This window comes from Cellulosimicrobium composti (assembly GCF_010287905.1).
GTDB classification, from domain to species: domain Bacteria; phylum Actinomycetota; class Actinomycetes; order Actinomycetales; family Cellulomonadaceae; genus Cellulosimicrobium; species Cellulosimicrobium composti.
Genome location: NZ_JAAFAN010000011.1, coordinates 36,381 through 61,820, shown reverse-complemented (window position 1 = coordinate 61,820; position 25,440 = coordinate 36,381). Strand labels below are relative to the sequence as shown.

Below are 25,440 nucleotides of genomic sequence, written 5' to 3'. Positions count from 1 at the left end.
GCTCGATCAGACGCCCGCCGTCACGCGCGCGGCCGCCCGCCGCGTGCCCACGACGTGCAGCGCCGCGCCGACGACGACCCACGCCACGAGGGTCAGCGCCGCCCGGAGTCCGCCCGCGCCGTCGAAGTACGCGGCCGAGCGCACGAGGGTCCCGGCAGCGCCGGGCGGCAGCGCCTGGCCGAGCGCGCCCAGGGCCGGCGGCAGCCACGCGCCGGTGGTCGCGATGCCCGCGAGGGGGTTGCCGAGGAACATCATCGACATCGCGCCGAGCGTGAAGCCCTTCGCGCCGAACGCCTGCTGCAGCCCGGCGAGGGGCACGGCCAGCGCCGCGACGCCCAGCGCCATCGCGCCCGCGACGGGCCAGAACACGCCCTCGACGCTGCCGAACCAGAGCTGCAGCACGGCAGCGACGACCGTCCCGCCGACGGCGGCGAACGTCACGAGCCCGGCGAGCTTCCAGCCGTCGCTGCGCGGGAAGACCTTGCGGAACGCGACGACGGGCACGATCCCGCCGAAGACCAGGGGGAACGCGAGCCCGCCGACGCCGATGCCGGTGGGGTCGTCCGCGGGGAGCGGCACGACGTCGCTGACCGTCACGGGCAGGCCCGTCGCCTGGCCGACCGCGGTCGCCGCCGCCGTGAGGGAGCCCGAGATCGCCGTGGACCCGGCGCTCGCGACGACTGCCTCGAGCCCGTCCGCGGTGACCACGAGCCCGCCGACGACGTCGCGCTCGCGCACGGCCTGCGCGAGGTCGTCCGCGGTGCCGAACGCCTCGACCGCGAACGCGCCGGGTGCCGCGGCGTCCAGGGCCGTCTCGACCGGGGCGGTCGCCGCGGGGTCGCCGACGACGCCGATCGGGAGGTCGTGGGCGCCGCTCGCGAGCGACGGGAGGATGAACAGCGCGAGGAGCGCCACGAGGATCGCGCCGAGCCCGGCCGTCAGTCCCGCGAGCCGGACGACCGGGGGCGTCGCGCCGCGCGCGCCGGGGGCGCGGCCGCGGGGGCTCTTCTCCGGGGTGGTGCCGGGCGTGCCGGTCGCGCCGGGCGTGCCGGGCGCGCCGGCGGGGCCGGCGGTCGAGGTGGTCGTGGTGGTCGCCGCGCTCATCAGGTCCTCTCGGAAGTGGAGGATCTTCCTCCGCTTGTTTACCGGACGATCCTCCTCCGGTTAGAGTGGGGAGTCAAACCGGCAGGTCAGGAGGAGCGGATGCGCGCGGACGCGCTACGGCGCCGGACGGCGGTCGTGCAGGCGGCGAGGTCCCTGATCGCCGCACGGGGGAGCGACGTGGCGCTCGACGCCGTCGCCGACGCGGCGGGGGTCGGGATCGGCACGCTCTACCGCAACTTCGACTCCCGAGCCGCGCTGCTCGACGCGGTGGCGCTCGCGATCCTCGACGAGGTGCACGCCGTGACCCACGAGGCGGCGCAGGCGCTCGCGCACGCCCCGCAGGACGCCTGGGACGACTACGTGCGGCGGCTCGTCGGCCTGGAGCTCGGCGCGCTCACCGCGGCGCTCGCCGACCACGCGGGCGACGCGCTCGCGCGCGACGTGCGCGAGGCGCAGGACCGCGCGCTCGACGGCGTCGGGAGCCTGCTCGCCGCGGCGCAGCGGGAGGGGCTCGTGCGGGACGACCTCACACCCCTGGAGCTCGTGACCGCGGTGGGCATGATCACGCGCCCGCAGCCCGAGGCGGTGCGGCGCGCGGCGCCCGACCTGCGCGAGCGCATGGTGTCGATCCTGCTCCAGGGGCTGCGACCGGAGCACCGCGGCGCCCGGTGGCCCGGGCGCCGCGCGGCGGCTACTCCTGCTGCCAGGAGTGCCAGAGGCGGGCGTAGTCGCCGCCCGCGGCGACGAGCTCCTCGTGGGGCCCGATCTCGCGGACGCGGCCCCCGTCGACGACGGCGACGCGGTCGGCGTCGTGCGCCGTGTGGAGGCGGTGCGCGATCGCGACGACGGTCCGTCCTGCGAGCACCGCGTCGAGCGAGCGCTCGAGGTGCCGGGCCGCGCGCGGGTCGAGCAGCGACGTCGCCTCGTCGAGCACGAGCGTGTGCGGGTCGAGCAGCACGAGCCGCGCGAGCGCGACCTGCTGCGCCTGGGCGGGCGTGAGCACGTGCCCGCCCGACCCGACCGCCGTCCCGAGCCCGTCGGGCAGCGCCTGCGCCCATCCGCGCGCGTCGACGGCGTCGAGCGCATCGAGCAGCTCCGCCTCGGTCGCGTCGACCTTCGCGAGGCGCAGGTTGTCCGCGAGCGTGCCGACGAACACGTGGTGCTCCTGCGTGACGAGCGCGACCTCGCGGCGCAGGTCCTCCAGCGGGAGGTCGACGAGGCGCACGCCGCCCGAGCGGACCGACCCCGCGGTCGGGGGGTGGATGCCGGCGAGCATCCGCCCGAGCGTCGACTTGCCCGCGCCCGACGGCCCGACGACGGCGAGCCGCTCGCCCGGCTCGAGGTCGAGCGAGACGCCGTGCAGCACCGGGTGGCCCTCGCGGTAGGCGTACTCGACGTCGCGCGCGACGAGCCGGTCGCCGTCGGGCATCTCGCCCGAGGGGGTGCGGTCGCCCGGTACCAGCGCGACGCCGACGATCCGCGCGTACGAGGCCGCCGCGACCTGGATCTCGTCGAGCCAGAAGATGAGGTTCCACACCGGCCCGGCGAGCTGGAACGCGTACGTCGTGATCGTCGCGACCGCGCCCAGCGTCGTCTGGCCCTGGGAGAGCAGCCACGCGCCCCACACGAGCGCGGCCACGGGCGCGATCGCGATCGCGAGGTCGATGCCCGGGAACAGCACGGTGCGCAGCCCGAGCGTGTACCGCTCCGCCTCGAACGCCTCCGTGAGGTCGGCGCGCACGCGGGCCCGGCGGCGCTCGGCGAGCGAGAGCGCGTCGACCGTGCGCGCGCCCTCGACGCTCTCGGTGATCGTGCCGTTGAGCGTCGCGTACGCGGCGGCCTCGCGCTGGTAGCCGGCCGACGCGCGCCTGAGGTACCAGCGCGAGACGACGACGAGCAGCGGCACGCCGACGATCAGCGCGAGCGCGACGAGGGGCGCCACGACGACCGCCGCCACGACGGTGAGCAGGAGCGTGACGACCGCGACGAGGAGCTGCGGCACCCCGAACCGCACCGCGTGCTGGATGCGGTCGACGTCGTTCGTGGTGCGCGCGACCAGGTCGCCCGTGCCCGCGCGCTCGACGGTGGACAGGGGGAGGGACGTGACGGTCTCGACCAGGTCCTCGCGCAGCTCGGCGAACACCGTCTCGCCGAACACCATGGACAGCCGCTGCGCGTACCGGCGCAGCACGGCCTGCGCGACGACCGCGCCCGCGCCGACGGCGACGACGGTCGTCACGTACGCGGACGTGGTGCCGTCCGTGACGGCGTCGACGAGGCGGCCGAGCAGCCACGGCCCGACGAGGCCCGCGACGGCGGCGAGCGTGTGGAGCACCGCGATGAGCACGAACGTGCCGCGGTGGCGGGCGAAGAGCCGCCCGGCGGCGGCGCGGACGGCGGGGCCGTCGGCGACGGGGAGCCTCATGAGGTGCCTCCGGCGGGTGCGGTGCGGGCGAGCGCGGGCGCCTCGTCGAGCGAGCGGCCCACGACGCGCAGGTAGCGCGCCGCGGCGTCGTCCGGGGAGGTCCCGTCGGCGTGCGCGCGGTCGACGAGGTCGCGGTGGGTGCCGCGCGCGGTCACGCGCCCGCCCTCGAGCAGCAGCACCTCGTCGACGTGCTCGAGCACGAGCGGCGACGCGGTGACGACGAGCGTCGTGCGGCCGCGCCGGACCTCGGCCAGGCGCGCCGCGATCCGCGCCTCCGTGTGGGCGTCGACGGCGCTCGTCGGCTCGACGAGCACGAGGATCTCCGGGTCCGTGAGCAGGGCGCGCGCGAGCGCGACGCGCTGGCGCTGCCCGCCCGAGAGCGACCGGCCCTTCTCGGGCAGCTCGCCCGCGAGGCCGTCCGGCACGGAGTCGAGCACGTCGTGCGCGTCGGCCGTCGTCACCGCGGCGAGCACGTCCTCCTCCGACGCCGTGCCGCGCGGGTCGAGCTCCTCGCGCAGCGCGCCCGAGAAGAGCTGGGGCGTCGCCTCGGCGACGACGACCCGGCGGCGCAGCGCGTGCTTGTCGAGCTCGGCGAGGAGCGTCCCGCCGAGCCGCACGGGCGTCGCGGCCTCGGCGGCGTCGTCGAACCGGCCCAGCCGTGTCGCTACCGCCGCCGACGCGTCGGGGTCCGCCGAGACGAGCGCGACGACGCGACCGGGCTCGAGGACGAGCCCGCTCGTCTCGTCCACGAGAGGGCTGCCCGCCGGCGGCATGGGCGCGGTGGCCGGGGTCGCGCCCGCGGCGGGCTCGACCGCGAGCACGCGCACGATCTTGCGCGACGCGACGTGCGCGCGCGTCGCGATGTTGAGCATCTGCGTCGCGACCTGGAGCGGCCAGCCGAGGAACGCCGCGTACCCGTAGAACGCGACGAGCTGACCGGGCGTGATGTCCCCGCGCAGGGCCGCCGTCGCGCCGAGGTAGACCACGACCACGACGAGCAGGCCGGGCAGGAGCACCTGGAGCGCGTCGAGCGTCGCCTGCGTGTGCGCGACCTTGACGCCTGCCTCGCGCACCGTCTGCGACTGCCGCGCGTAGCGGCCCACGAACACGCCCTCGCCGCCGATGCCGCGCAGGATCCGCAGGCCCGACACCGTGTCCGCGCCGAGCGTCGTCAGGCGGCCCTGCGCCTCGCGCTGCGCGGCCTGGCGCTGCTGGAGCGGCTTGACGAGCAGCGCGAGCACGGCGGCCACGACCGGCAGGCCGAGCACGACGACGAGCCCGAGCCGGAGCGACGTCGAGAGCATGATGACGGCCACCACGACGTACGCGCCCAGCGCACCGAGGAACTGGCCCATCATCGAGAAGAGCTGACCGACGCGCATCGCGTCGCTCGCGACCGTCGACACGACCTCGCCCGTGGGGAGCTCCTCGGTGATCGCGTCGCCCGATCGTGCGGTGACGTCGCCCACGAGCTGCGACGTCGTGAGCGCGGAGCGCAGCCAGTTCGCGATGTCGAAGCGGTGCTGCGTCACGCCGGTGACCACGATGCCGAGGCCGAGCGCGAGCAGGAGCCCCGCCCACCGCCACAGGTCCGGGCCGAACCCCGCCGTCAGGCCCTCGTCGAGCGCGCGGCCCAGCATGTAGGGCTGGAACGCCTGGCACGCGAAGTTCACGAGCCCCAGCAGCACGGCGACCGTGAGGATCCCCCGCTGCCGCCGGGCGATCCAGAGGAGGTAGCGCGTGGGTCCGCGCAGGTCGGGGGTCCCCGGGTCGGGGAGGGGGAGGGGTCGCACGGTGTTCTACCCTAGGTTCGGCGTCCGACACGCGGCGACGCTTTAACCTGCGACCGCGTCACACGCCACCGCGCGCGGCACGGACCGGCGCGGCCGTCTCGCCGGAACGAGGAACCTCTGCCATGACCACGCAGGACCCCGCCACCCCGACCGCCCCGGCGGCCGCACCCACGACGGACGCGGCGCGGACCGCGATCCGCAAGGCGCGCGGCGCGCTCTCGCGCTACCGGGTCCTCGCGATCGTCACCGGCGTCATGCTGCTGATCCTGTGCGTCGAGCTCCTCGTCAAGTACGGCGTCGGCGCGGTCGTGGACGTCGACCCGGTGATGCGGTACGTGTCCTGGATCCCGTTCGCGCACGGCTGGATCTACGTCGTCTACCTCGTCACGGTCCTCGACCTGTGGACCAAGATGCGCTGGGGCTGGGGCCGCCTCGCGACCATGGTGTTCGCCGGCGTCGTCCCGGTCATGTCGTTCGTCCTCGAGAAGAAGGTGCACGCCGAGGCCGAGGCGAAGCTCGCCGCGCTGGAGGAGCAGTACGCGTCATGACGGCCCTCGCACCCCTCGTCGCTCCCGGCCCCGAGCTGACCGCCGCGGAGCTCGAGCGGTACGCCCGTCACCTGTCGCTGCCCGGCGTCGGGCCCGAGGGCCAGCGACGTCTCGCCGCGGCCCGGGTGCTCGTCGTCGGCGCGGGCGGCCTCGGCAGCCCCGCCCTGCTGTACCTCGCCGCGGCGGGCGTCGGCACGATCGGGATCGTCGACGATGACGCCGTCGACACGTCCAACCTCCAGCGTCAGGTGATCCACGGCGGGTCGGACGTCGGGCGGCGCAAGGTCGACTCCGCGCGCGAGACCGTCGCGGACGTCAACCCGCACGTGCGCGTCGTCGAGCACGCCGTGCGCCTCGACGCGGACAACGCGCTCGACGTGCTGCGCGGCTACGACGTCGTGCTCGACGGCGCGGACAACTTCCCCACGCGCTACCTCGTCTCCGACGCGGCCGAGGTGCTCGGCCTGCCCGTGGTCTGGGGCTCGATCTACCGCTTCCAGGGCCAGGTGAGCGTCTTCTGGGGCGCGCCGCGCCTCGCGGTGCCCGACGACGTCCCGCACCCCGGCGACGCGCCCGCCGGGGCGACGGGGCCCGAGGAGGGGCAGGTGCGCGGCGTGACGTACCGCGACGTGTTCCCCGTCCCGCCCCCGCCGGGCGCCGCGCCCGACTGCGCGACCGGCGGCGTCTTCGGCGCGATGTGCGGGACGGTGGGCTCGGTCATGGCGACCGAGGCGATCAAGCTCGTCACGGGCGCGGGGACGACGCTCCTCGGGCGCCTCGCCGTCTACGACGCGCTCGACCTCTCGTGGCGCCAGCTCACCGTGCGCGCCGACCCGACGCGCGAGCCCGTCACCGCCCTCCTGCCGGGCGACGACGCCTACGCCGCGTTCTGCGGGCTGGCCCCGGCGGGCCGGGCGCCGGTCACGGGGGAGCGCGACGTCACCGGGCGCGACGCCGCGGCGCTCCTCGCCGACGCGTCCCCGGCGCCGTACGTGCTCGACGTGCGCGAGGACTGGGAGGCGCAGGTGCGCCCGCTCCCCGGGGCGACCCTCGTCCCGAGCGGCGCGTTCCTCGCGGGCGACCCGTCGTCGGCGCTCGCCGACCTCCCCGCGGACCGGCCGGTGCTCGTGGTGTGCGCGGTCGGCGCCCGGTCCGCGCGCGTCGCCGACGTCGCCCGCGCCGCCGGGGTCGACGCGCGCTCCGTCGTCGGCGGCGTCCCCGCCCTCCTCGACGCCCTGGCCGCGAGCTCCCCGGTCGCCTAGTACGCACCCACCCCGCCGAACATGCGGTCATGGAGCGTCCCGGGCCGGTGACGGGCGACGACGACATGCTCGGCCCGCCGGAAGGGACGGGCGGCGCTAGAGCGCGAGGTCGAGACGGCCCTCGGGCGACGAGCTCGCGAGCGCGCCCTCGCGGCGCGGGATGCGGCCCGCGCGCGCGGCGAGACGGCCCGACTCGACGGCGAGGCGCATCGCGTGCGCCATCCGGACCGGGTCGGCGGCGCGCGTGACCGCGGTCGCGAGCAGCACGCCGTCGCACCCGAGCTCCATCGCCTGCGCCGCGTCCGACGCCGTCCCGATCCCCGCGTCGAGGATGACGGGCACGCGCGCGGCGGCCGCGATCGCCTCGATGTTGCGCGGGTTGAGGATGCCGAGCCCCGTGCCGATGGGCGCGCCGAGCGGCATGACGGCCGCGCAGCCGACGTCCTCGAGCCGGCGCGCGAGGATGGGGTCGTCGTTCGTGTACGGCAGCACGACGAAGCCGTCGCGCACGAGCCGGTCCGCGGCCTCGACGAGGCCCACCGGGTCGGGCAGGAGCGTGACGTCGTCCGCGATCACCTCGAGCTTGACCCACTCGGTGCCGCACGCCTCGCGCGCGAGGTGCGCGGTGAGCACGGCCTCCCGCACCGAGAAGCACCCCGCGGTGTTGGGCAGCGCGCGGATGCCGAGGCGCGCGAGGAGCGCCCAGATGCCCGCGTCGGGGCTCGCGTCGCCGCCCGCACGGACGGCGACGCGGCGCATCGCGACCGTCGTCAGCGCGGTGCCCGACGCGACGAGCGCGTCCTCGAGCGTGAGCAGGTTCGCGGCCCCGCCCGTGCCCATGACGAGGCGGGACCCGACGGCGGTCCCGGCGACGACGAGCGGGTCGGCGCCCGCGGGGTCGGCCGCGGCGGGGCGGGACGCGGGGGAGAGGTCGGTGGTCACGGTGTCCTCCTCAGCCGCCCTGGACGGCGGTCACGATCTCGATGCGGTCACCGGGTGCGACGACGGTGCTCGCCCACGCGCCGCGCGGCACGACGGCGTCGCCCACGGCGACGGCGACGCCCTGCGGCGTGCCGTCCGCGACGTACGCGGGCACGAGCGCGGCGACGAGCCGTTCGAGGTCGACGTCGCCGTCGAGCGGGTAGGGCTCGCCGTTGACGAGCGCGGTCGGTGCGGTCACGGGGATCACCTCGGTGCGGTCGGGGTCGCGGTCGGCGCGGCCCGGCGGTCGCCGGACGCGGGGTCGTCCCCCGGTCCGGGCACGGTCCCGGGCCGGGTGAAGCGGTCGGTGCGCGTCGCGGCGAGGGCGGTCGCGACGTCGGGGGGCAGGCCGTCGCCCGTGAGGCCCGCGACGACGGCCTCGGCGGTGAGCGGCGCGAGCAGGACGCCGTTGCGGCCGTGGCCCGTCGCGACGTGCAGACCGGGGACGGCGGTCGGCCCCACGAGCGGCAGGTTGTCCGGGGTCGCGGGCCGGGCGCGCGGCGTCACGTCGACGAGCGCGGCCTCGTCGATCCCGGGCAGCAGGGCGCGCGCGTCGCGCAGGAGGGCGAAGGCGCCGCCCGCGGTCGCGCGGCGGTCGTCCGGGTTCTCCTCGGTCGTCGCGCCCACGACGACCTCGCGGTGCCCGGCGCGCGGGCCGCCGGGCACCGGGGTGCGCGGCACGACGTACACCGGCCGGCCCTGCACGACCCCGCGCACGACGTGCTCCAGAGCGAGGTCGGGCCCGGCGTCGAGGCGCAGGGTCTGGCCCTTGACCGGTCGTGTGGGCACGACGACGCCCGGCACGTCGGCGAGCAGCGCGCCCGACTCCCACCCCGCCGCGACGACCACCGCACCGGCCGCGTGGAGGTGACCCGCGTCGTCGTGCACGCCGACCGCGCGCCCCGCGGCGTCGCGCGCCACGCGGGTCGCGGCGGCCCGGACGACGACGGCCCGCGCCGCGGTGCTCGACGCCTCGGCCGGGGCGTCGAGCGCGGCGAGCAGCGCGGCGTGCGTCGCGCGGGGGTCGACCGCGTGGTCCGCGGGCGCCCAGGCCGCGCCCGCGACACGGGGCCCGAGGTAGGGCTCGCGGCGGCGCGCGTCCGCGACGGTGAGCTCGCGCGAGGCGAGGCCGTGCGCGGCGTGCAGGGCGAGGACGCGGCGCAGGAGCGCGAGGTCGTCCGCGTCGTACGCGAGGGTGAGCGTCCCCGCCGGGCGCAGCCCGACGTCCCGCCCGGTCGCGGCGCGCAGGTCGGCCGCGAAGCCCGGCCACGCGGCAGCCGCCGCCAGGTGGAGCCGCAGCGCGTCGTCCTCGCCGAAGTCGGCCTCGGTCACCGGGGCGAGCATCCCCGCGGCGGCGTGCGTCGCGCCGTCTCCCGGAGCCGGGTCGAGCACCGTGACGGTCAGCCCCGCGCGCGCGGCGCGCCACGCGACGGCGAGCCCGACGATCCCGCCGCCCACGACGACGACGTCGCGCGGGCCGGCTGGCGACGGCCCGGCGAAACCGGCCGTGCGGGGCCCCGGACGGACAGGGGTGTGCATGTGCGCTCCCTTCGCTGGCATGACCCAGATCAGGTTCGACGGTCGGCTCCGACGCCCTCTCAGCCCCGTGCGGGGCTCCCGTGCTGTCGGCCACAGTACCGCCTGCGCCCGGAGCGCCGGGGCTAGGCTCCGGCGGGTGAGCACCGAGACCTTCGCCACGCCCACGACGGCCGCCGCACCGGACCCGGACGCCGTGCGCGCCCGGCTCGCCGACGCGCGCCTCTACCTGTGCACCGACGCGCGCGAGGAGCGCGGCGACCTCGAGGACTTCCTGCGGGCGGCGCTCGCGGGCGGCGTCGACGTGGTCCAGCTCCGCGACAAGACGCTCGACGTCGCGCGCGAGCTCGAGCTGCAGGCGCTCGTCGCGCGCGTCGCGACGGAGCACGGCGCGCTGTGGGCCGTGAACGACCGGGCCGACGTGGCGCGTCTCACGGGCGCGCCCGTCGTGCACATGGGCCAGGGCGACCTGCCCGTCCCGGCGGTGCGCGCGCTGCTCGGCGCGGGGCCCGTGCTCGGCCGCTCCACGCACTCCGCCGCGCAGGCCGCCGCGGCCGAGGCCGACCCGGCGGTGGACTACTTCTGCGTGGGCCCGCTGTGGGCGACGCCGACGAAGCCGGGGCGGGCCGCCGTCGGGCTCGACCTGCTGCGCGACGTCGCGGCGACGCGGCCGACCACGCCCTGGTTCGCGATCGGCGGGATCGACGCGGACCGCCTCGACGCGGTCCTCGACGCGGGCGCCACCCGCGTCGTCGTGGTGCGCGCCATCACCGGCGCGCGCGACCCGGAGGCCGCGGCACGGGCGCTGCGCGAGCGCGTCGCCGAGCGGGCCGCGGCGCGCGACGGCGCCTGAGACGGCGGACGGTGCCGCGCCGCACGGCGACTATCCTGGAGCGGTGACGTCACCCGCCACCGCTCCCGACACCCCCACCACCGCCGAGGTCGCCGCGACCCCGCGCCCCGTGCTCGTCGTCGACTTCGGCGCCCAGTACGCGCAGCTCATCGCGCGCCGCGTGCGCGAGGCCAAGGTCTACTCCGAGATCGTGCCGCACACGTTCACGGTCGAGCAGATGCTCGCCAAGGACCCGGCCGCGATCATCCTCTCGGGCGGCCCCTCGTCCGTGTACGCCACGGGTGCCCCGTTCGTCGACCCGGCGCTGTTCGAGGCCGGCGTGCCCGTCATGGGCATCTGCTACGGCTTCCAGGCCATGGCGAAGGCGCTCGGCGGCGAGGTCGCCCAGACGGGCCTGCGCGAGTACGGCGGCACCGAGGTCGAGGTGTGCGCCGCGGGCGTGCTGCTCGACGGGACGCCGACGAACCAGACCACGTGGATGAGCCACGGCGACGCCGTGCACCGCGCGCCCGAGGGCTTCGAGGTCCTCGCGACGTCGTCGGGCTCGCCCGTCGCCGCGTTCGAGGACCGTGAGCGCCGCCTCTACGGCGTGCAGTGGCACCCCGAGGTCAAGCACTCCGCGCACGGCCAGACCGTGCTGGAGCACTTCCTGTACGACGGCGCGGGCCTGGCCCCTGACTGGACGCCCGGCAACGTCATCGCGGACCAGGTCGCGGCGATCCGCGCCCAGGTCGGCGACGCGCGCGTCATCTGCGCGCTGTCCGGCGGCGTGGACTCCGCCGTCGCCGCGGCGCTCGTGCAGCGCGCGGTGGGCGACCAGCTCACGTGCGTGCACGTCGACCACGGGCTCATGCGCGCGGGCGAGGTCGAGCAGATCGAGCGCGACTTCGTCGCGGCGACGGGCGTCAACCTCGTGATTCGCGACGAGAAGGAGCGGTTCCTCACCGCGCTCGCCGGGCACAGCGACCCGGAGACGAAGCGCAAGATCATCGGCCGCGAGTTCATCCGCGTGTTCGAGGACGCGGCGCGCCAGATCGTCGAGGACGCGGGCGAGCACGGCGCCGAGGTAAAGTTCCTCGTGCAGGGCACGCTCTACCCGGACGTCGTCGAGTCGGGCGGCGGCGAGGGCGCGGCGAACATCAAGAGCCACCACAACGTCGGCGGCCTGCCGGACGACCTGCAGTTCTCTCTGGTCGAGCCGCTGCGCACCCTGTTCAAGGACGAGGTCCGCGCCGTCGGCCGCGAGCTCGGCGTGCCCGAGGAGATCGTCGCGCGCCAGCCGTTCCCCGGCCCCGGGCTCGGCATCCGCATCGTCGGCGAGGTCACGGCGGACCGCCTGGAGACGCTGCGCGCGGCCGACGCGATCGCGCGCGAGGAGCTGACGAAGGCCGGTCTGGACGGCGAGATCTGGCAGTGCCCGGTCGTGCTGCTCGCCGACGTCCGCTCGGTCGGCGTCCAGGGCGACGGCCGCACCTACGGGCACCCGATCGTGCTGCGCCCCGTCTCGTCCGAGGACGCGATGACGGCCGACTGGACGCGCCTGCCGTACGACGTGCTGTCCGTCATCTCGACGCGCATCACCAACGAGGTGCCCGAGGTCAACCGTGTGGTGCTCGACGTGACGAGCAAGCCCCCGGGCACCATCGAGTGGGAGTGACCCCCTAGGGGTGGGTCGGACGGGCTGCGACGATCGTCGCAGCCCGTTCGTATGCCGCCTGCACGTCGGCGAGCACGCGCGGCCAGCCGGCCGACGAGGGCACGTCCCGGTTGTGCGCGACGATCCGGTCGAGCAGGCCGTCCTCGGTGACGAGGCGCACGAGCGCGTCGGCGAGGCCCGCGTCGTCGTCCGCGAGGAGCGCGTCGACGCCGTCGGTGAGCCGCTCCGCGACGCCCGACTGCGAGCGCGTCACGACCGCGAGCCCGGCCGCCTGGCCCTCGAGCGCCGCGATGCCGAACGCCTCCTCGACGGCGGGCGCGGCGAACACGTCGGCGCGCGCGTAGAGCCGCCGGAGGCCCGTCGCGTCGAGGCGGCCGGGGAGCGACACGACGGACCCCAGGCCGTGCTCTGCGACGAGGCGCCGCGCGTCGGCCAGCTCGGGGCCGTCCCCGGCGAGCGTCACGTGCAGCGCCCCCTCCGGGAGGCGCGCGACGGCGTCGCGCACGACCTCGAGGAACGGCAGCACGCGCTTGCGCGGGGCGAACCGCGTCGCGGCCACGACGTGGACGGCCGCGCCCTCCATGCGGTCGGCGCGCTCGGTGCGCGGGACGCGCCACGCGTCGAGGTCGAGGCCGTTGTGCAGCACCGCGACCTCGCCGTGGTCGCCGACGATGCGGCGCAGGGGAGCGGCGGTGAGCTCGCTCACCGCGGACCACAGCACGGGCCACCGCGACCACCGCACGACGCGGTCGAGCCCGGCGAACACCGTCTCGGCGGCGCCCCAGACGCTGTGCACGGTGAGGACGGCGGGCAGCCCCGTGCGCACGACGGTCCGCAGCGACGCCTGGGTCGACGGCGTGAGGACGCCCATGTGCAGGTGCGCGACGTCGGGCCGGTCGGCGCCCAGGATCCGCGCCACGTGGTGCGGGGCGCGCGGGTGGACGGGGTAGCCGCCCGGGACGCGCGCGGCGAGGCGGTGCACGGTGACGTCGCCGTCGCGCTCGGTCGAGACGCCGTGCGCCCCGGGACGCGCGGGCGTCGTGCAGATCACCGACACGTCGTGCCCCGCCGCGGCCTGCTGCTGCGCGAGGCGGGCGACCTGGGTCTCGATCCCGCCGAGCAGCGGCAGGTAGCAGTCGGTCAGGTGGGTGATGCGCACGGACGGCATCCTCCCATCCCCGCAGGGACCCGCCGCGACCTCGGGCGGCGCAGCCCCGCGAGGTGCGGGTTCGCCGCGCGGTCGACCCCTCTCGTCGCTACCGTTGCTCCCGTATGGGTGGTTCGACCGTCCCGTGACCGACCGGCGCCGTGCAGGTCGCCTGACGAGGGCGGACGCAGGTGGGTCCTGACGAAGGGGAGAACGCGCCATGTCGAGCACCGTCACCGTCACTCCGGCCAGAGGGGCGCGGGGCATCGGCCTCGTGTCGATCATCGCCGGCATCATCCTTCTCCTCGCGGGCATCGGCACGTGGATCGTCGTGGCGAACCAGCTCTCCGCCGAGGAGATCACCGTGTCCGACGACGCGGCGTTCCTGGCGGGCCGGCACGTGAACGGGCCCCTCACGGCGTACGCGCAGGCCGAGGTCATCAACAAGCACGCGCTCGAGGCGAGCGGTGGCCAGACCTACGCCCAGCTCGACCAGGACGACCCGACGCGGCAGACCGTCATGACGGCGTCGTTCCTCCGGGCGTCGCTGTACACGTCGGTCGTCGCGTTCGGCGTCTGCCTGCTCGTCATCGGCCTCGGGATCCTGTTCGTCCTCGTGGGCATCGCGCTGCGTCGGCTCGCCGGAGGGCCGAGCGTCGCCGTCGAGACCCCGGCCGCGTACACGTCCTCGGGCGACCTGTCGGACGCCGGGCGCCACGCGGCCCCGGCGCACGCCCAGCCGTCGCCGACCACGCCGCCCGTGCGCCCCGAGCCGACGACGCCCGAGCGCACCTCGGCGCTCTCGACGCCCGGGGCCGAGGCCCGCGCGGCCGCTGCCGGTGCCCCGGCCGCGACGACCGCCGCTCCGGTCGAGGCGACCGGGGCACCCGGGACGGGCACGCCGTCCGCGCCGGGCTCGTCGCCCGCCGCGTCGCCCGACACGCCGACCACCACCGACGGGCCGGGCGTCGTCCCGCCCGAGCGCAGGGGTGACGAGCCGCCCCGCTGACCGTTCCGGCCGTCCGTCCGGACGCCGAGGACCCGCTCCCACCGGGTCGCACCGGGGGGAGTGCGCGGGGCGGCGTCGCTCGGACACGTCGAAGGGCCGTGGCGCCTGCCACGGCCCTTCGGTGTGTCCGGGGACGGGTCGTCAGCCGCGCCGCCGGCGCGCGCCGGAGACGATCGAGCCGACGACGAGCGTGACGCCCGCGGCGGCGAGCACGACGATCGAGGCGAGCCCCAGGTCGACGCGCGCACCGAGCGCGCCCGCGAGGACCACCGCGCCGAACGCGACGATCACGAAGCCCCACACGATCGTCGCGACGCGCGGGCCGCGCCTCGCTGCGAGGGGCGACACCGGCCCGGTCGGGCCCGGCTGCCCCGCGGTGGCCGTCGGCCCGGCCGGCCCGGCCGGCCCGGCCGGCCCGGTCGGCCCGGTCGGTCCCGGCTGCCCGGCGGGCGCCGTGGGTCCGGGGTTCTGCGCGGCCGCCGCAGGCCCTGGGGCGTGCGCGGGTGCCGGGTCGGGCACGTCGAGGACGGTCGTGTCGTCGTCGCGGCCGGCGGTCGGCAGCGGCTCGGTGGGCCGGGCGTCGGCCGCCGTCCCCGCGTCCGTCCGGCCCTCGAACAGCTCGTCGCCGAGCGGCCGCGTGTCGTCGCGGCGGGTGTCGTCGTTCATCAGTCCTCCTCGATCGTGACCTGGCCGGCGCCGACCTCGACGTGCAGCACGAGCAGCGGGTCGTCGCCCGCCTGGACCTCGTCGTTGTCGAACGTCACCGGCTGGGTGCTGACGCCGCCGATCTGCTGCCGGTCGCCGTCGATGTGCCAGCGCGCGTTGCCCGCGAGCACCTGGACCTCCGCCCGCACGGGCACGCCGTCCGGCACGACGACCGTCACGTCGCCCGCGCCGAGCTGGACGGGGACGTCGACGGGGGAGCCGGGCGTGGCGTCCGACAGGTCGAGCCCCGACAGGTCGATCGTCGGGTCGCCGAACGACACGCCGAACCCGCGCTCCGCGACCTCGGGATCGGACACGCGGTGCGTGCCGTCGGTCACCGTCCGCACCGAGTCGTCCAGGAAGAACGTCGCGGGCGCCGCGCGCCACGCCGAGGCGGGCACGGCGACGAGCAGGACGATCACGGCGAGCCAGCCGAGGCCTCCGCTCGTGCGTCCGCGCAGGCCGCTCACGACGATCGCGAGGCCGGCGAGGATCGTGGACAGCGCGGCCCACGTGAGGAACACGGGCCAGGGGAGGTCGCCCGAACGCTCGACGACGAGGAGGAACGCACCCAGCAGGAGGCTGATCCCGACGACGACGCCCGTCGTCGTGGCCCCCGGACCGCCGGGACGTGGCGGCTTCGGCGGCTTCGGCGGCTCGGGCGCACGCGGGGGCGCGACCGGCGGCGGGGCGGCACCGAGCGGCGCCCCGGTCCCCGGTGCGTACGGGGGGAGGGGAGCCGTCGTGCGCGGGGCGGTCGCGGCGTAGGGGCTCGCCTCGGCCGTCCACGGTGCCCGGTCCTGGACGCCGGGCGCGGGCGCACCCGGGCCGGTCGCGCCGTACGGGGCGCCGGCCGGACGCGCGGGGCCGGGCGAGCCCCACGGGGCGTCGGCGGGGGCGCCGGGGCCCGCCGGGACGGGGCCGTGGCCCGCGGCCGGGGCCTGGCCCGGGCCTGCGGGGGTGCCCGGCCCGGGGGCCGGGTGGCCGCCCCGGCCGGGACCCTGCGGGGACTGGCCCGGGCGGGAGCCGCGCTGCGTGAGCGCGGAGACCACGACGACGGCCACGGTGACGAACGCGGCGACCCAGAAGAGGCCGGTCAGCCAGCCGAGGTCGATCGCGTCCCACCACGACCACCAGCCGCCGCCCCACGACAGGCCGACGACGACGAACGCCGCCGCGCCGAGCAGGGCGACGTCGACGTTGCCGCGGAACGCCTCCTGGAGGTGGATGCGGCCGTCGCGGCGCTCGGGCAGCAGGGCCCACGCCGCGCCGTACAGCACGAGGCCGGCGCCGGAGAGGAAGAACGTCACGAACAGCAGGCCGCGCACGACGAGCGGGTCGATCCCGAACCGCTCGGCGACGCCGGAGGCCACGCCCCCGATCCAGCGGTCGTCGGAGCGGAAGATGCCGACCCGGCGCACGGCGTCGAAGAAGCCGTCGCCGCCGGTCGGGCGCGCGCCACCGGGCGCGGCGCCGCCCGGCGCCCCGGGGGGCGGGGCCTGCGCGGGGTCGGGTCCGGTCCAGGCCGTGCCGGGTCCCGGCGCGGGGCCGGACGGCCCGGGAGGGACCGTGCCCGGCTGCGGGCCGGGCGTCGAGGGGTCGCCGGGGTGCCCGGGCTGGCCGCCGGGTCCGGGGAGGTCGGGAGTGCTCATGACCACCATGCTGGTCCGCGGGCCGCGCGTCGGGTATCGGGTGCCACCCTGACCCGACCCTGAACGGTGCGCCGGACGACCCTGGTTTCGCGGTCGGGGGGTCCTCCGGGGGCGCGCCACGTGTGACGATCGGGGGGTGACGTCAGCCCTCTCACCTGCCCGCCGACCCGGAGACCTCCCGCTGCGCCGACCCGAGCGCGGCCGGTGGGTCGGCGGCGTGTGCGCGGGGCTCGCGGCGCACCTCGGCGTCGGCGTGGGCGTCGTGCGGCTCGTCATGGCGCTCCTCGCGCTCGCGGGCGGGGCCGGCGTCGCGCTCTACGTGTTCTGGTGGCTCACCGTCCCGCCGGGCGACCCGGAGACGGCGCGCGACGAGCAGCGCCCCGCGTCCCTGTCGCGGCTCGCGCCGCGGCTCCAGGGCGGGGTGCGGCGGCTGCCCGTGCGCGACGTCGCGGTCGGCGTCGTCCTGCTCGGCGGCGCCGCGCTGCTCGTCGCGCTGCGCACCGGCGTGGACGTCGAGGTGTCGTGGGTGATCCCCGTCCTCATCGCGCTCGCGGGCGCGGCGCTCGCGTGGAGCCAGCTCGACGCGGTCGAGCGCGGCCGGCTGCTCACGCGCGCGGGCGGGCGCACGCCCGCCGGGGTGCTGCGCATCGCCGGGGGCGTCGTGCTCGTGCTCGTCGGCATCGTCCTGCTCGTGGGCCAGGACGCGCGCCCCACGCAGATCGTGCGCGCGGCCGTGGCGGCCGTCGCGGTGCTCGCCGGCGTGGCCATCGTGCTCGCCCCGTGGTGGCTGCGGCTCATGCGCGAGCTCGGCGACGAGCGGGCCGCCCGCGCGCGCGAGGCCGAGCGGGCCGACATCGCCGCGCACCTGCACGACTCGGTGCTCCAGACGCTCGCGCTCATCCGCGCCCGGTCCTCCGACGCGGACACCGTCGCGCGCCTCGCACGTGCCCAGGAGCGCGAGCTGCGCGAGTGGCTGTACGACGACCGCCCCTCGCCCGGCACGTCGCTCGCCGCCGAGCTCCGCGCGCTCGTCGCGGAGGTCGAGGACGGCCGCGTCGGCCGCCGGGCCGAGCCCATCGGCGGGGTGCCGGGGGAGGCCGAGCCCGGCCCCGTCGTCGTGGACGTCGTCGTGGTGGGCGACTGCACGCCGACGCAGGAGACGGCCGCGCTGCTCCAGGCGACGCGCGAGGCGCTCGTCAACGCCGTGGCGCACGGCGGCCCGCCGTACTCCGTCTACCTCGAGGTGAGCGACGACGCGGCCGAGGTGTTCGTGCGCGACCGCGGCGACGGGTTCGTCATGGACGACGTGGCGCCCGACCGGTTCGGGGTGCGCGAGTCCATCCTCGGGCGCGTGCAGCGGCGCGGCGGCAAGGCCGAGATCATCAGCCGGCCCGGGTGGGGCACCGAGGTACGGTTGCGCGTGCCGCGCGCGGTCGCCGAGCCGGGCGCGACGCCGGGTCCCGCGACGGGCCCGGCGGCCCGGGCCGAGGGCGGCACGGGCCGCGCGCACGCCCCGACGAGCGAGGAGACGCCGTGACGACCATCCCCAGCGCGACGACCGACGGCGCGCCCGCGACCGGGCCCGTGTCCGTGGTGCTGGTCGACGACCACCACATGTTCCGTGCGGGCGTGCGGGCGAGCCTCGACCCGGCGCTCGTCACGGTGGTCGGGGAGGCCGACGACGTCGAGTCCGCGGTCGCGCGCGTGCACGAGCTGCGACCGCCGGTCGTGCTGCTCGACGTGCACCTCCCGGGCGGGAACGGCGGCGGCGGCGCCGAGGTCATCCAGCGGTGCGCGGACGTGCTCGGCGAGGTCCGGTTCCTCGCGCTCTCGGTGTCCGACGCCGCGGAGGACGTCGTCGCGGTCATCCGCGCCGGAGCGCGCGGGTACGTGACGAAGGCGATCTCCGGGCCGGACCTGTCGGCCGCCGTCGGGCAGGTCGCGGGCGGCGACGCGGTGTTCTCCCCGCGCCTCGCCGGGTTCGTGCTCGACGCGTTCGGCACGGGCGCGGGCGACGTCGCGGTGCACGACGACGAGCTCGACCGCCTCTCCGCGCGCGAGCAGGAGGTCATGCGCCTCATCGCGCGGGGCTACACGTACCGCGAGGTCGCGTCGGAGCTGTTCATCTCGATCAAGACCGTCGAGACCCACGTCTCCGCGGTGCTGCGCAAGCTCCAGCTCTCCTCGCGGCACGAGCTCACGCGCTGGGCTGCCCAGCGCCGCCTGCTCTGACGGCGCTCAGCGCGGGGCGGCGCCCGCCCACGCGGGGGAGAGGGTCACGACGTCGCCGACGACGGTGACCGCCGGGGGCCGGACGCCGGCCTCGCGCGCCCGCTCCGCGATCGTCGCGAGCGTCCCGACCGTGGTCCGCTGGCGCGGTCCGTAGCCGTCCTCGACCACGGCGACGGGCGTCCCGGGCGAGCGGCCCTGCGCGACGAGCGCGTCGGCGGTCTCGGCGAGGCGCGAGACGCCCATGAGCAGCACGACCGTGTGGTCCCGCGCGGCCGGGACCGTGCCGACGTCCTCGTGCCCGGTGAGCACCGTGAACCCGCGCGAGAGGCCGCGGTGCGTCACGGGGATGCCCGCCGCGGCGGGGACGGAGACGGCGCTCGTCACGCCCGGCACGACCTCGACCGGGACGCCGTGCTCGCGGCACGCCTCGAGCTCCTCGCCGCCGCGCCCGAACACGTACGGGTCGCCGCCCTTGAGCCGCACGACCCGCCGCCCGACGAGCGCGTGGTGCACGAGGATCCGGTTGATCTCCGCCTGCGGGACGGGATGGTGGCCCGGCGTCTTGCCGACGTCGATCACCTCCACGTCGTCGCCGAGCTCCGCCAGCAGGCCGCGCGGCCCGAGGCGGTCGACCACGACGACGTCCGCCTCGGCGAGCAGGCGGCGACCGCGCACCGAGACGAGCCCGGTGTCGCCCGGGCCGCCGCCGACGAGCGCGACGGAGCCGACCGGACGCACGAGCGGTGCGGTGACGGCCCCGGCGAGAGACGTCTCGCCGTCGGTCCCCGGTGCGGGGGTGCCCGCGCGCGCCGGGCGCACCGCGCGCAGCGGCAGCTCGCCGGTCTCCAGGAGCACGGCGACGGCGTCGCGCACGCGCTGCGCCCGCCGCGGGTCGCGGCCCGCGTTGACGGACACGGTGACCTCGGCGTCCGCGGCGGCCGCCGCGGACGACGGCGACCCGACGCGCGTGCGCGCGACCGCGGGCACCCACGCCGTCGCGAGGTGCGCGTCGCCCGCCGTGACGCAGAAGACGCGGTCCGCCTCGGCGTCGGCCGCGACCTGCGCGTCCACGGCAGGGTCGCCCGTCGCCGCGTGCGCGAGCCACGCGCCGTCGAGGTCGCCCGTGAGGTAGTCGCGGCGGACCCACGTGAGCCGCGCACCCGTCGCGGGGCGCGCGCCGGGCGCGTGCTCGGCGACGAGGTCCGCGAGGTCCTCGCACACGAACGGCGCGACGACGGTCACGACCGCTCCCGCGTCGAGGAGACCCCGCGTGCGACGCGCGGCGACGGGCCCGCCGCCCACGACGACGGCGAGCCGCCCCGCGAGGCGCAGGCCGAGCGGGTAGGTCTCGTGGTGCTGCGCGCTGGTCGTCACGGTGTCCTCAGATCGCGTACGAGCCGGGTCGCTCGGCCGGGCGACGGACCGCGGCGAGCGCGTCGCCGACCATCCCGGCCGCGAGGGTCCCGCCGTCCTGGGCGTCGACGAGCAGGAACGCCCCGGTGCGGCGGGCGACGACGTACTCCTCCGCGGCGACGGGCGCGGCGAGGCGCAGCGTCACGCGGCCGATGTCGTTGAGCTCCAGGCGCTCGGCGGGCTCGAGCTCGGCCGTGTCGAGGTCGAGCCGTCCGACGACGTCACGCACCACGGCCTGCACGGTGCGGGTCGTGTGCTTGAGCAGCACGCGCGCGCCAGGCAGGAGCGGGCGGTCGCCGAGCCACGCGAGCGTGCCCTCGACGTCCTGCGTGACGTCGGGGGCCTCGGCCGCGGCGGCGATGAGGTCGCCGCGCGCGACGTCCACGTCGTCGGTCAGGCGGATCGTCACCGACTGCGGCGCGAACGCCTCGGTGAGCGTCTCGCCGCTCGCGAGCGAGTCGGCCGTGTCGATCCCCGCGACGGTCGTGCGGCGACCCGAGGGCAACACCACGACCTCGTCGCCGACGCTGACGACGCCGGACGCGACCTGCCCCGCGTACCCGCGGTAGTCGCGGTAGCGCTCGTCGGCCGCGGCCTGCGGCCGGATGACGACCTGGACGGGGAAGCGGAACGACTCGGTCTCCGGGTCGTCACCCGTCGGCAGCTCCTCGAGGAGCTCCAGCAGGCTCGGGCCGTCGTACCAGGGCGTGCTCGCGCTCGACCGGTCCACGACGTTGTCGCCGACGAGGGCCGAGACGGGGATCGTGTGGACGTCGCCGACGCCGAGCGACGTCGCCGCCGCGCGGATGTCCGCGGCGAGCTCCGCGTAGCGGGCCTCGCTGTAGTCGACGAGGTCGATCTTGTTCACCGCGACGACCACGTGCGGCACGCGCAGGAGGCTCGCGACCGCGAGGTGCCGGCGCGTCTGCTCCAGCAGGCCCTTGCGCGCGTCGACGAGCAGCACGACGACGTCCGCCGTCGAGGCGCCCGTCACGGTGTTGCGCGTGTACTGCACGTGCCCGGGGCAGTCCGCGAGGATGAACGACCGGCGCGCGGTCGCGAAGTACCGGTACGCGACGTCGATCGTGATGCCCTGCTCGCGCTCGGCGCGCAGGCCGTCGGTGAGCAGCGCGAGGTCCGCCGTCTCGAGGCCGCGGTCGCGCGAGACGCGCTCGACGGCGTCGAGCTGGTCGGCGAGCACGGACTTGGAGTCGAACAGCAGGCGGCCCACGAGCGTGGACTTGCCGTCGTCGACGGACCCGGCGGTCGCGAGGCGCAGGAGCGTGCCGCGGCGCGTGTCGTCGAGCGGCACGGACTCGCCCTCGACGGTGCTGGTCTGGGTGCCCATCAGAAGTACCCCTCCTTCTTGCGGTCCTCCATGGCGGCCTCGGAGAGGCGGTCGTCGGCGCGGGTCGCGCCGCGCTCGGTGATGCGCGTCGCGGCGACCTCGGCGATGACGTCCTCGACGCCGGCGGCGTCCGAGCGCACGGCACCCGTGCAGGACATGTCTCCCACCGTGCGGTAGCGCACGGTCTCGGTGCGCACGGACGCGGCCTCGGCGTCGGTGCGGGGCGCGGAGTACGGCCCGACGGCGAGCAGCATGCCGTCGCGGTCGAACACCTCGCGCTCGTGCGCGTAGTAGAGCGCGGGCAGCTCGATGCGCTCACGCGCGATGTACCGCCACACGTCGAGCTCGGTCCAGTTCGACAGCGGGAACACGCGCACGTGCTCGCCCGGCCGGTGGCGCCCGTTGTAGAGGTTCCACAGCTCCGGGCGCTGGTTGCGCGGGTCCCACTGGCCGAACTCGTCGCGCAGCGAGAACACGCGCTCCTTGGCACGCGCCTTCTCCTCGTCGCGGCGCCCGCCGCCGAACACGGCGTCGAACCGGTGGTCCGAGATCGCGTCGAGCAGCGGCTGCGTCTGGAGCGGGTTGCGCGTCCCGTCGGCGCGCTCGCGCAGCCGGCCGTCGTCGATGTAGTCCTGCACGCGCGCGACCTCGAGCCGCAGGCCCAGGCGCTGCGCCGTCGCGTCGCGGTAGGCGAGCACCTCGGGGAAGTTGTGGCCCGTGTCCACGTGCAGCACGGGGAACGGCACCGGGCCGGGCGCGAACGCCTTGACGGCGAGGTGCAGCATCACCACGGAGTCCTTGCCGCCGCTGAACAGCAGCACCGGGCGCTCGAACTCGGCCACCACCTCACGGATGATGTGGATGCCCTCGCTCTCGAGCGCGTCGAGCTGCGTGAGGCGGCGCGCGCCGGGCAGGGCCGCGGTCGGGGTCGGCGCCGCGTCCGGGGTGGAAGGTCCCGCGGACGGCGCGTCGGTCGTCAGGTCGATGGTCGTCATGCCCGTCCTCATACGTGGAGTCCGCACTCCGTCTTGTCGAGCCCGGCCCAGCGGCCGGCCCGAGGGTCCTCGCCCGGCGCGACGCGCCGGGTGCACGGCTGGCAGCCGATCGACGGGTAGCCGTCGTTCAGCAGCGGGTTGAGGGTCACCTGGTGCCGGGTCGCGTACGCGAGCAGGTCGTCGAACGACCAGGCCGCGAGCGGGTTGATCTTCACGAGCCCGTTCTTCTCGTCGAACGTGACGAGCGGCGTGCGCGTCCGCGTCGGCGCCTCGTCGCGGCGCACGCCGGTGACCCACACCTCGTAGCCGGCGAGCGTGCGGTGCAGCGGCTCGACCTTGCGCATCTGGCAGCACAGGCCCGGGTCGCGCGCGAAGAGGTCCTTACCGTGCGCGGCGTCCTGCTCGGCGACGGTGAGCTCGGGGCGCACGTCGACGATCGTCACGTCCAGCTGCTGCTCGACCGCGTCGCGCGTCCCCACCGTCTCGGCGAAGTGGTAGCCCGTGTCGAGGAACAGCACGTCCACCCACGGGATCTGCGCCGCGACGACGTGGGGGAGCACCGCGTCCGCCATCGAGCACGCGACCGCGACTGACGTGCCGAACTCGCGCGCCGCCCAGGCGACGACCTGCTCGGCCGTGGCCTCGTCGTCCGCCCCGATGCCGGAGCCCGCGAGCTCGGCCGCGCCGCGCCGCGCGATCTCGCGCAGCTCGTCGAGCGACCGCTTGGGCCGGCCGTGCCGCGCGCGCTCGGCGTGGTGCGCGGCCTTCGCAGCCTCGCGCTGCTCGGTGCGGGCCCGCGCGGCGGCGCGCAGCGCGGCCAACGGGTCGGTCGTGCCCGGCACGGTCGTCGTGGTGGCCTGGTCCTCGCTCACTGCAGCGCCTCCTCGTCGGCCCGGTGCGCCCACTCGGCGAACGTCTCGGTCCCGGTCTTGTCCGCCTCGTACCGGCGCACGACCCGCTCGACGTAGTCCGGCAGGTCGGCGGCCGTGACCTTGAGCCCGCGCACCGTGCGGCCCATGCCCGCGACCTCGCGGTCCTGCGAGGCGAGCCCGCCGCCGAGGTGGACCTGGAAGCCCGGGACCTGCTCGCCGGCGTCGTCCATGACGAGCTGGCCCTTGAGCCCGATGTCCGCCGTCTGGATGCGTGCGCACGAGTTGGGGCACCCGTTGACGTGCAGCGTCACGGGACGCATCTGCGACAGGTCGCCGAGCCGCTTCTCGAGCTCGTCGATGGTCGTGGTCGCGGTGTCCTTGGTGTCGACGATCGCGAGCTTGCAGTACTCGATGCCCGTGCACGCGATCGTGCTGCGGCGGAACGGGCTCGGGTTCGCGTCGAGCCCGTTCTCCTTGAGCGTCGACACGACGTGCTCCACGTGCTCGTCGGGCACGTCCAGCACGAGGAGCTTCTGGTGCGGGGTGAGCCGCACGCGGCGCGAGCCGACGGACTCGGCGAGGTCCGCGACGCGTCCGAGGATCGTGCCCGACACGCGCCCCACGTACGGGGCCGCGCCGACGTAGTTGAGCCCGTCCTTCTGCTTGTGCACGCCCACGTGGTCCCCCGGGACGGGCGGCTTCGGCGCGGGCGGGCCGTCGGGCAGCCGGTAGCCGAGGTACTCGGTCTCCAGCACCTCGCGGAACCGCTCGGGGCCCCAGTCGGCGAGCAGGAACTTCAGGCGCGCCTTGTTGCGCAGGCGCCGGTACCCGTAGTCGCGGAAGATCTGCACCACGCCGTGCCAGACGTCGGGCACCTGCTCCTCGGTGGCGAAGACGCCCAGGCGCTCGCCGAGGCGCGGGTTCGCGGACAGGCCGCCGCCGACCCACACGTCGAACCCGACGCCGAGCTCGGGGTGGCGGTGCGCGACGAACGCGACGTCGTTGATCTCGTGCACGACGTCCTGGCTCGGGTGCCCGGTGAGCGCCGTCTTGAACTTGCGGGGCAGGTTCGCGAGCTCGGGGACGCCGATGTAGCGGCGCGTGATCTCGGCGATCGCCGCGCTCGGGTCGATGAGCTCGTCGGCCGCGATCCCCGCGACGGGGCTGCCGAGCACGACGCGCGGGACGTCGCCGCACGCCTCGGTCGTCTGCAGGCCCACGGCCTCCAGGCGGCGCCAGATCTCGGGGACGTCCTCGACCTCGACCCAGTGCAGCTGGATGTTCTGGCGGTCGGTGATGTCGGCGGAGTCGCGGCCGAACTCCTTCGAGATGTCCGCGATGACGCGCAGCTGCTCGGTCGTCAGGGCCCCGCCGTCGATGCGGACCCGGAGCATGAAGTACCGGTCCTCGAGCTCGTGCGGCTCGAGCGTCGCCGTCTTGCCGCCGTCGATCCCGGGCTTGCGCTGCGTGTACAGCCCCCACCAGCGGAAGCGCCCGTGCAGGTCGTCGCCGGGGATGGAGTCGAAGCCGTCGCGCGCGTAGATCGTCTCGATGCGCTCGCGGACGGACAGGCCGCCGTCCTCCTGCTTCCACTTCTCGTTCGCGTTGAGCGGCTCGGTGCCGTCGACCTTCCACTGCCCGTGCGGTCGGGCGGCCCGCGCGGGTCGGGCGGGCGCGTCCGTGCGCGCGGGGCGGCCGGCGGTCCGTCGTGCGGGCCGGCCGGGCGGAGCGGCGCCGTCCGTGGCCTCGGGCGCAGTCGTTGCCTGCGTCATCGGGTTCCTCGTGTCCTCGTTCGGGTGCGGGGACGCGCGACGGCGAGCGCTCAGCGAGGGTGCGAGGGGCTGAGGACCGACGGCGCGCGCCGGTTCTCAGAGTTCTCCAGGGGAGGGGGCGAGCCGGGGCTCGCGC

Annotated in this window: 21 protein-coding genes, 1 pseudogene and 1 riboswitch; of the genes and pseudogenes, 8 read left to right on the top strand and 14 right to left on the bottom strand. The window is 76.6% G+C overall.

The window, feature by feature from the left end:
- Window positions 1-6 precede the first annotated feature (6 nt).
- Window positions 7-1,104, bottom strand: a complete 1,098-nt coding sequence (locus tag GYH36_RS05190) for a hypothetical protein (RefSeq protein WP_203231596.1) — start codon at window positions 1,102-1,104, stop codon at window positions 7-9.
- Between the two features lie 99 nt (window positions 1,105-1,203).
- Here GYH36_RS05190 and GYH36_RS20445 point away from each other — a divergent pair.
- Window positions 1,204-1,695: pseudogene (locus tag GYH36_RS20445) on the top strand (TetR family transcriptional regulator); the annotation flags it as partial.
- Window positions 1,696-1,795: 100 nt separating this feature from the next.
- On the opposite strand, the gene GYH36_RS05180 reads toward GYH36_RS20445, so the two are convergent.
- The gene (locus tag GYH36_RS05180) at window positions 1,796-3,529 is read right to left on the bottom strand and encodes an ABC transporter ATP-binding protein (protein ID WP_162289297.1); all 1,734 of its coding nucleotides are present in this window, start codon (window positions 3,527-3,529) and stop codon (window positions 1,796-1,798) included.
- Window positions 3,526-5,322, bottom strand: a complete 1,797-nt coding sequence (locus tag GYH36_RS05175; RefSeq protein ID WP_162289296.1) for an ABC transporter transmembrane domain-containing protein — start codon at window positions 5,320-5,322, stop codon at window positions 3,526-3,528. Before GYH36_RS05175 ends, GYH36_RS05180 begins: the two co-directional genes overlap by 4 nt.
- 122 nt (window positions 5,323-5,444) lie before the next feature.
- Between GYH36_RS05175 and GYH36_RS05170 the strand changes: the two genes are divergently transcribed.
- Both GYH36_RS05170 and GYH36_RS05165 read left to right on the top strand, forming a co-directional pair.
- Complete coding sequence (locus tag GYH36_RS05170) at window positions 5,445-5,870, top strand: DUF3817 domain-containing protein (RefSeq protein ID WP_162289295.1); 426 nt, start codon at window positions 5,445-5,447, stop codon at window positions 5,868-5,870.
- Window positions 5,867-7,132 carry a ThiF family adenylyltransferase gene (locus GYH36_RS05165; protein WP_115942106.1) on the top strand — a complete coding sequence of 422 codons (1,266 nt, stop codon included), beginning with the start codon at window positions 5,867-5,869 and terminating at the stop codon, window positions 7,130-7,132. The genes GYH36_RS05170 and GYH36_RS05165 overlap by 4 nt, the downstream gene beginning before the upstream one ends.
- 96 nt (window positions 7,133-7,228) lie before the next feature.
- Here GYH36_RS05165 and GYH36_RS05160 read toward each other — a convergent pair whose 3' ends face one another.
- The 3 genes from GYH36_RS05160 to thiO are packed head-to-tail and all read right to left on the bottom strand — an operon-like array spanning window position 7,229 to window position 9,652.
- The gene (locus tag GYH36_RS05160) at window positions 7,229-8,074 is read right to left on the bottom strand and encodes a thiazole synthase (protein ID WP_024840386.1); all 846 of its coding nucleotides are present in this window, start codon (window positions 8,072-8,074) and stop codon (window positions 7,229-7,231) included.
- A gap of 10 nt (window positions 8,075-8,084) precedes the next feature.
- Complete coding sequence (thiS, locus tag GYH36_RS05155) at window positions 8,085-8,312, bottom strand: sulfur carrier protein ThiS (RefSeq protein ID WP_024840387.1); 228 nt, start codon at window positions 8,310-8,312, stop codon at window positions 8,085-8,087.
- Window positions 8,313-8,317: 5 nt separating this feature from the next.
- Window positions 8,318-9,652 carry a glycine oxidase ThiO gene (gene thiO / locus GYH36_RS05150; protein ID WP_162289294.1) on the bottom strand — a complete coding sequence of 445 codons (1,335 nt, stop codon included), beginning with the start codon at window positions 9,650-9,652 and terminating at the stop codon, window positions 8,318-8,320.
- 4 nt (window positions 9,653-9,656) lie between these two features.
- A riboswitch (TPP riboswitch) is annotated at window positions 9,657-9,736 on the bottom strand.
- Window positions 9,737-9,788: 52 nt separating this feature from the next.
- On the opposite strand from thiO, the gene thiE reads away from it, so the two are divergent.
- Together thiE and guaA are read left to right on the top strand one after the other, a co-directional pair.
- Entirely contained in the window at window positions 9,789-10,502 is a 714-nt protein-coding gene (thiE, locus tag GYH36_RS05145) for a thiamine phosphate synthase (RefSeq protein ID WP_312028512.1), read from the top strand.
- Between the two features lie 43 nt (window positions 10,503-10,545).
- Entirely contained in the window at window positions 10,546-12,159 is a 1,614-nt protein-coding gene (gene guaA, locus GYH36_RS05140) for a glutamine-hydrolyzing GMP synthase (protein WP_115942108.1), read from the top strand.
- 4 nt (window positions 12,160-12,163) lie between these two features.
- On the opposite strand, the gene GYH36_RS05135 is transcribed toward guaA, so the two are convergent.
- Window positions 12,164-13,318, bottom strand: a complete 1,155-nt coding sequence (locus GYH36_RS05135; RefSeq protein WP_162289293.1) for a glycosyltransferase family 4 protein — start codon at window positions 13,316-13,318, stop codon at window positions 12,164-12,166.
- Window positions 13,319-13,526: 208 nt separating this feature from the next.
- On the opposite strand from GYH36_RS05135, the gene GYH36_RS20270 reads away from it, so the two are divergent.
- Window positions 13,527-14,315, top strand: coding sequence for a hypothetical protein (locus tag GYH36_RS20270; RefSeq protein ID WP_024840392.1), 789 nt, complete (start codon window positions 13,527-13,529; stop codon window positions 14,313-14,315).
- 141 nt (window positions 14,316-14,456) lie between these two features.
- Here the strand turns inward: GYH36_RS20270 and GYH36_RS05125 are convergent, their stop codons facing one another.
- Window positions 14,457-14,981, bottom strand: a complete 525-nt coding sequence (locus tag GYH36_RS05125; RefSeq protein ID WP_162289292.1) for a hypothetical protein — start codon at window positions 14,979-14,981, stop codon at window positions 14,457-14,459.
- Complete coding sequence (locus tag GYH36_RS05120) at window positions 14,981-16,672, bottom strand: PspC domain-containing protein (protein ID WP_162289291.1); 1,692 nt, start codon at window positions 16,670-16,672, stop codon at window positions 14,981-14,983. Before GYH36_RS05120 ends, GYH36_RS05125 begins: the two co-directional genes overlap by 1 nt.
- Window positions 16,673-16,808: 136 nt before the next feature.
- Here GYH36_RS05120 and GYH36_RS05115 point away from each other — a divergent pair, with 136 nt between their 5' ends.
- Both GYH36_RS05115 and GYH36_RS05110 read left to right on the top strand, forming a co-directional pair.
- On the top strand, window positions 16,809-18,209 hold the full coding sequence (locus GYH36_RS05115) for an ATP-binding protein (RefSeq protein WP_115942111.1): 1,401 nt from the start codon (window positions 16,809-16,811) through the stop codon (window positions 18,207-18,209).
- Entirely contained in the window at window positions 18,206-18,904 is a 699-nt protein-coding gene (locus GYH36_RS05110; RefSeq protein ID WP_312028511.1) for a LuxR C-terminal-related transcriptional regulator, read from the top strand. Before GYH36_RS05115 ends, GYH36_RS05110 begins: the two co-directional genes overlap by 4 nt.
- Before the next feature lie 6 nt (window positions 18,905-18,910).
- On the opposite strand, the gene cobA is transcribed toward GYH36_RS05110, so the two are convergent.
- The 5 genes from cobA to GYH36_RS05085 form a co-directional block, all read right to left on the bottom strand.
- Complete coding sequence (gene cobA / locus GYH36_RS05105) at window positions 18,911-20,278, bottom strand: uroporphyrinogen-III C-methyltransferase (RefSeq protein ID WP_162289290.1); 1,368 nt, start codon at window positions 20,276-20,278, stop codon at window positions 18,911-18,913.
- Between the two features lie 7 nt (window positions 20,279-20,285).
- The gene (locus GYH36_RS05100; protein WP_162289289.1) at window positions 20,286-21,665 is read right to left on the bottom strand and encodes a sulfate adenylyltransferase subunit 1; all 1,380 of its coding nucleotides are present in this window, start codon (window positions 21,663-21,665) and stop codon (window positions 20,286-20,288) included.
- Entirely contained in the window at window positions 21,665-22,660 is a 996-nt protein-coding gene (cysD, locus tag GYH36_RS05095) for a sulfate adenylyltransferase subunit CysD (protein ID WP_034604101.1), read from the bottom strand. Before cysD ends, GYH36_RS05100 begins: the two co-directional genes overlap by 1 nt.
- An 8-nt stretch (window positions 22,661-22,668) precedes the next feature.
- Window positions 22,669-23,367 (bottom strand): phosphoadenylyl-sulfate reductase, encoded by a 699-nt coding sequence (locus GYH36_RS05090; protein WP_051471615.1) that lies wholly within the window; start codon window positions 23,365-23,367, stop codon window positions 22,669-22,671.
- Between the two features lie 161 nt (window positions 23,368-23,528).
- On the bottom strand, window positions 23,529-25,304 hold the full coding sequence (locus GYH36_RS05085) for a nitrite/sulfite reductase (RefSeq protein WP_162289288.1): 1,776 nt from the start codon (window positions 25,302-25,304) through the stop codon (window positions 23,529-23,531).
- Window positions 25,305-25,440: the final 136 nt, after the last annotated feature.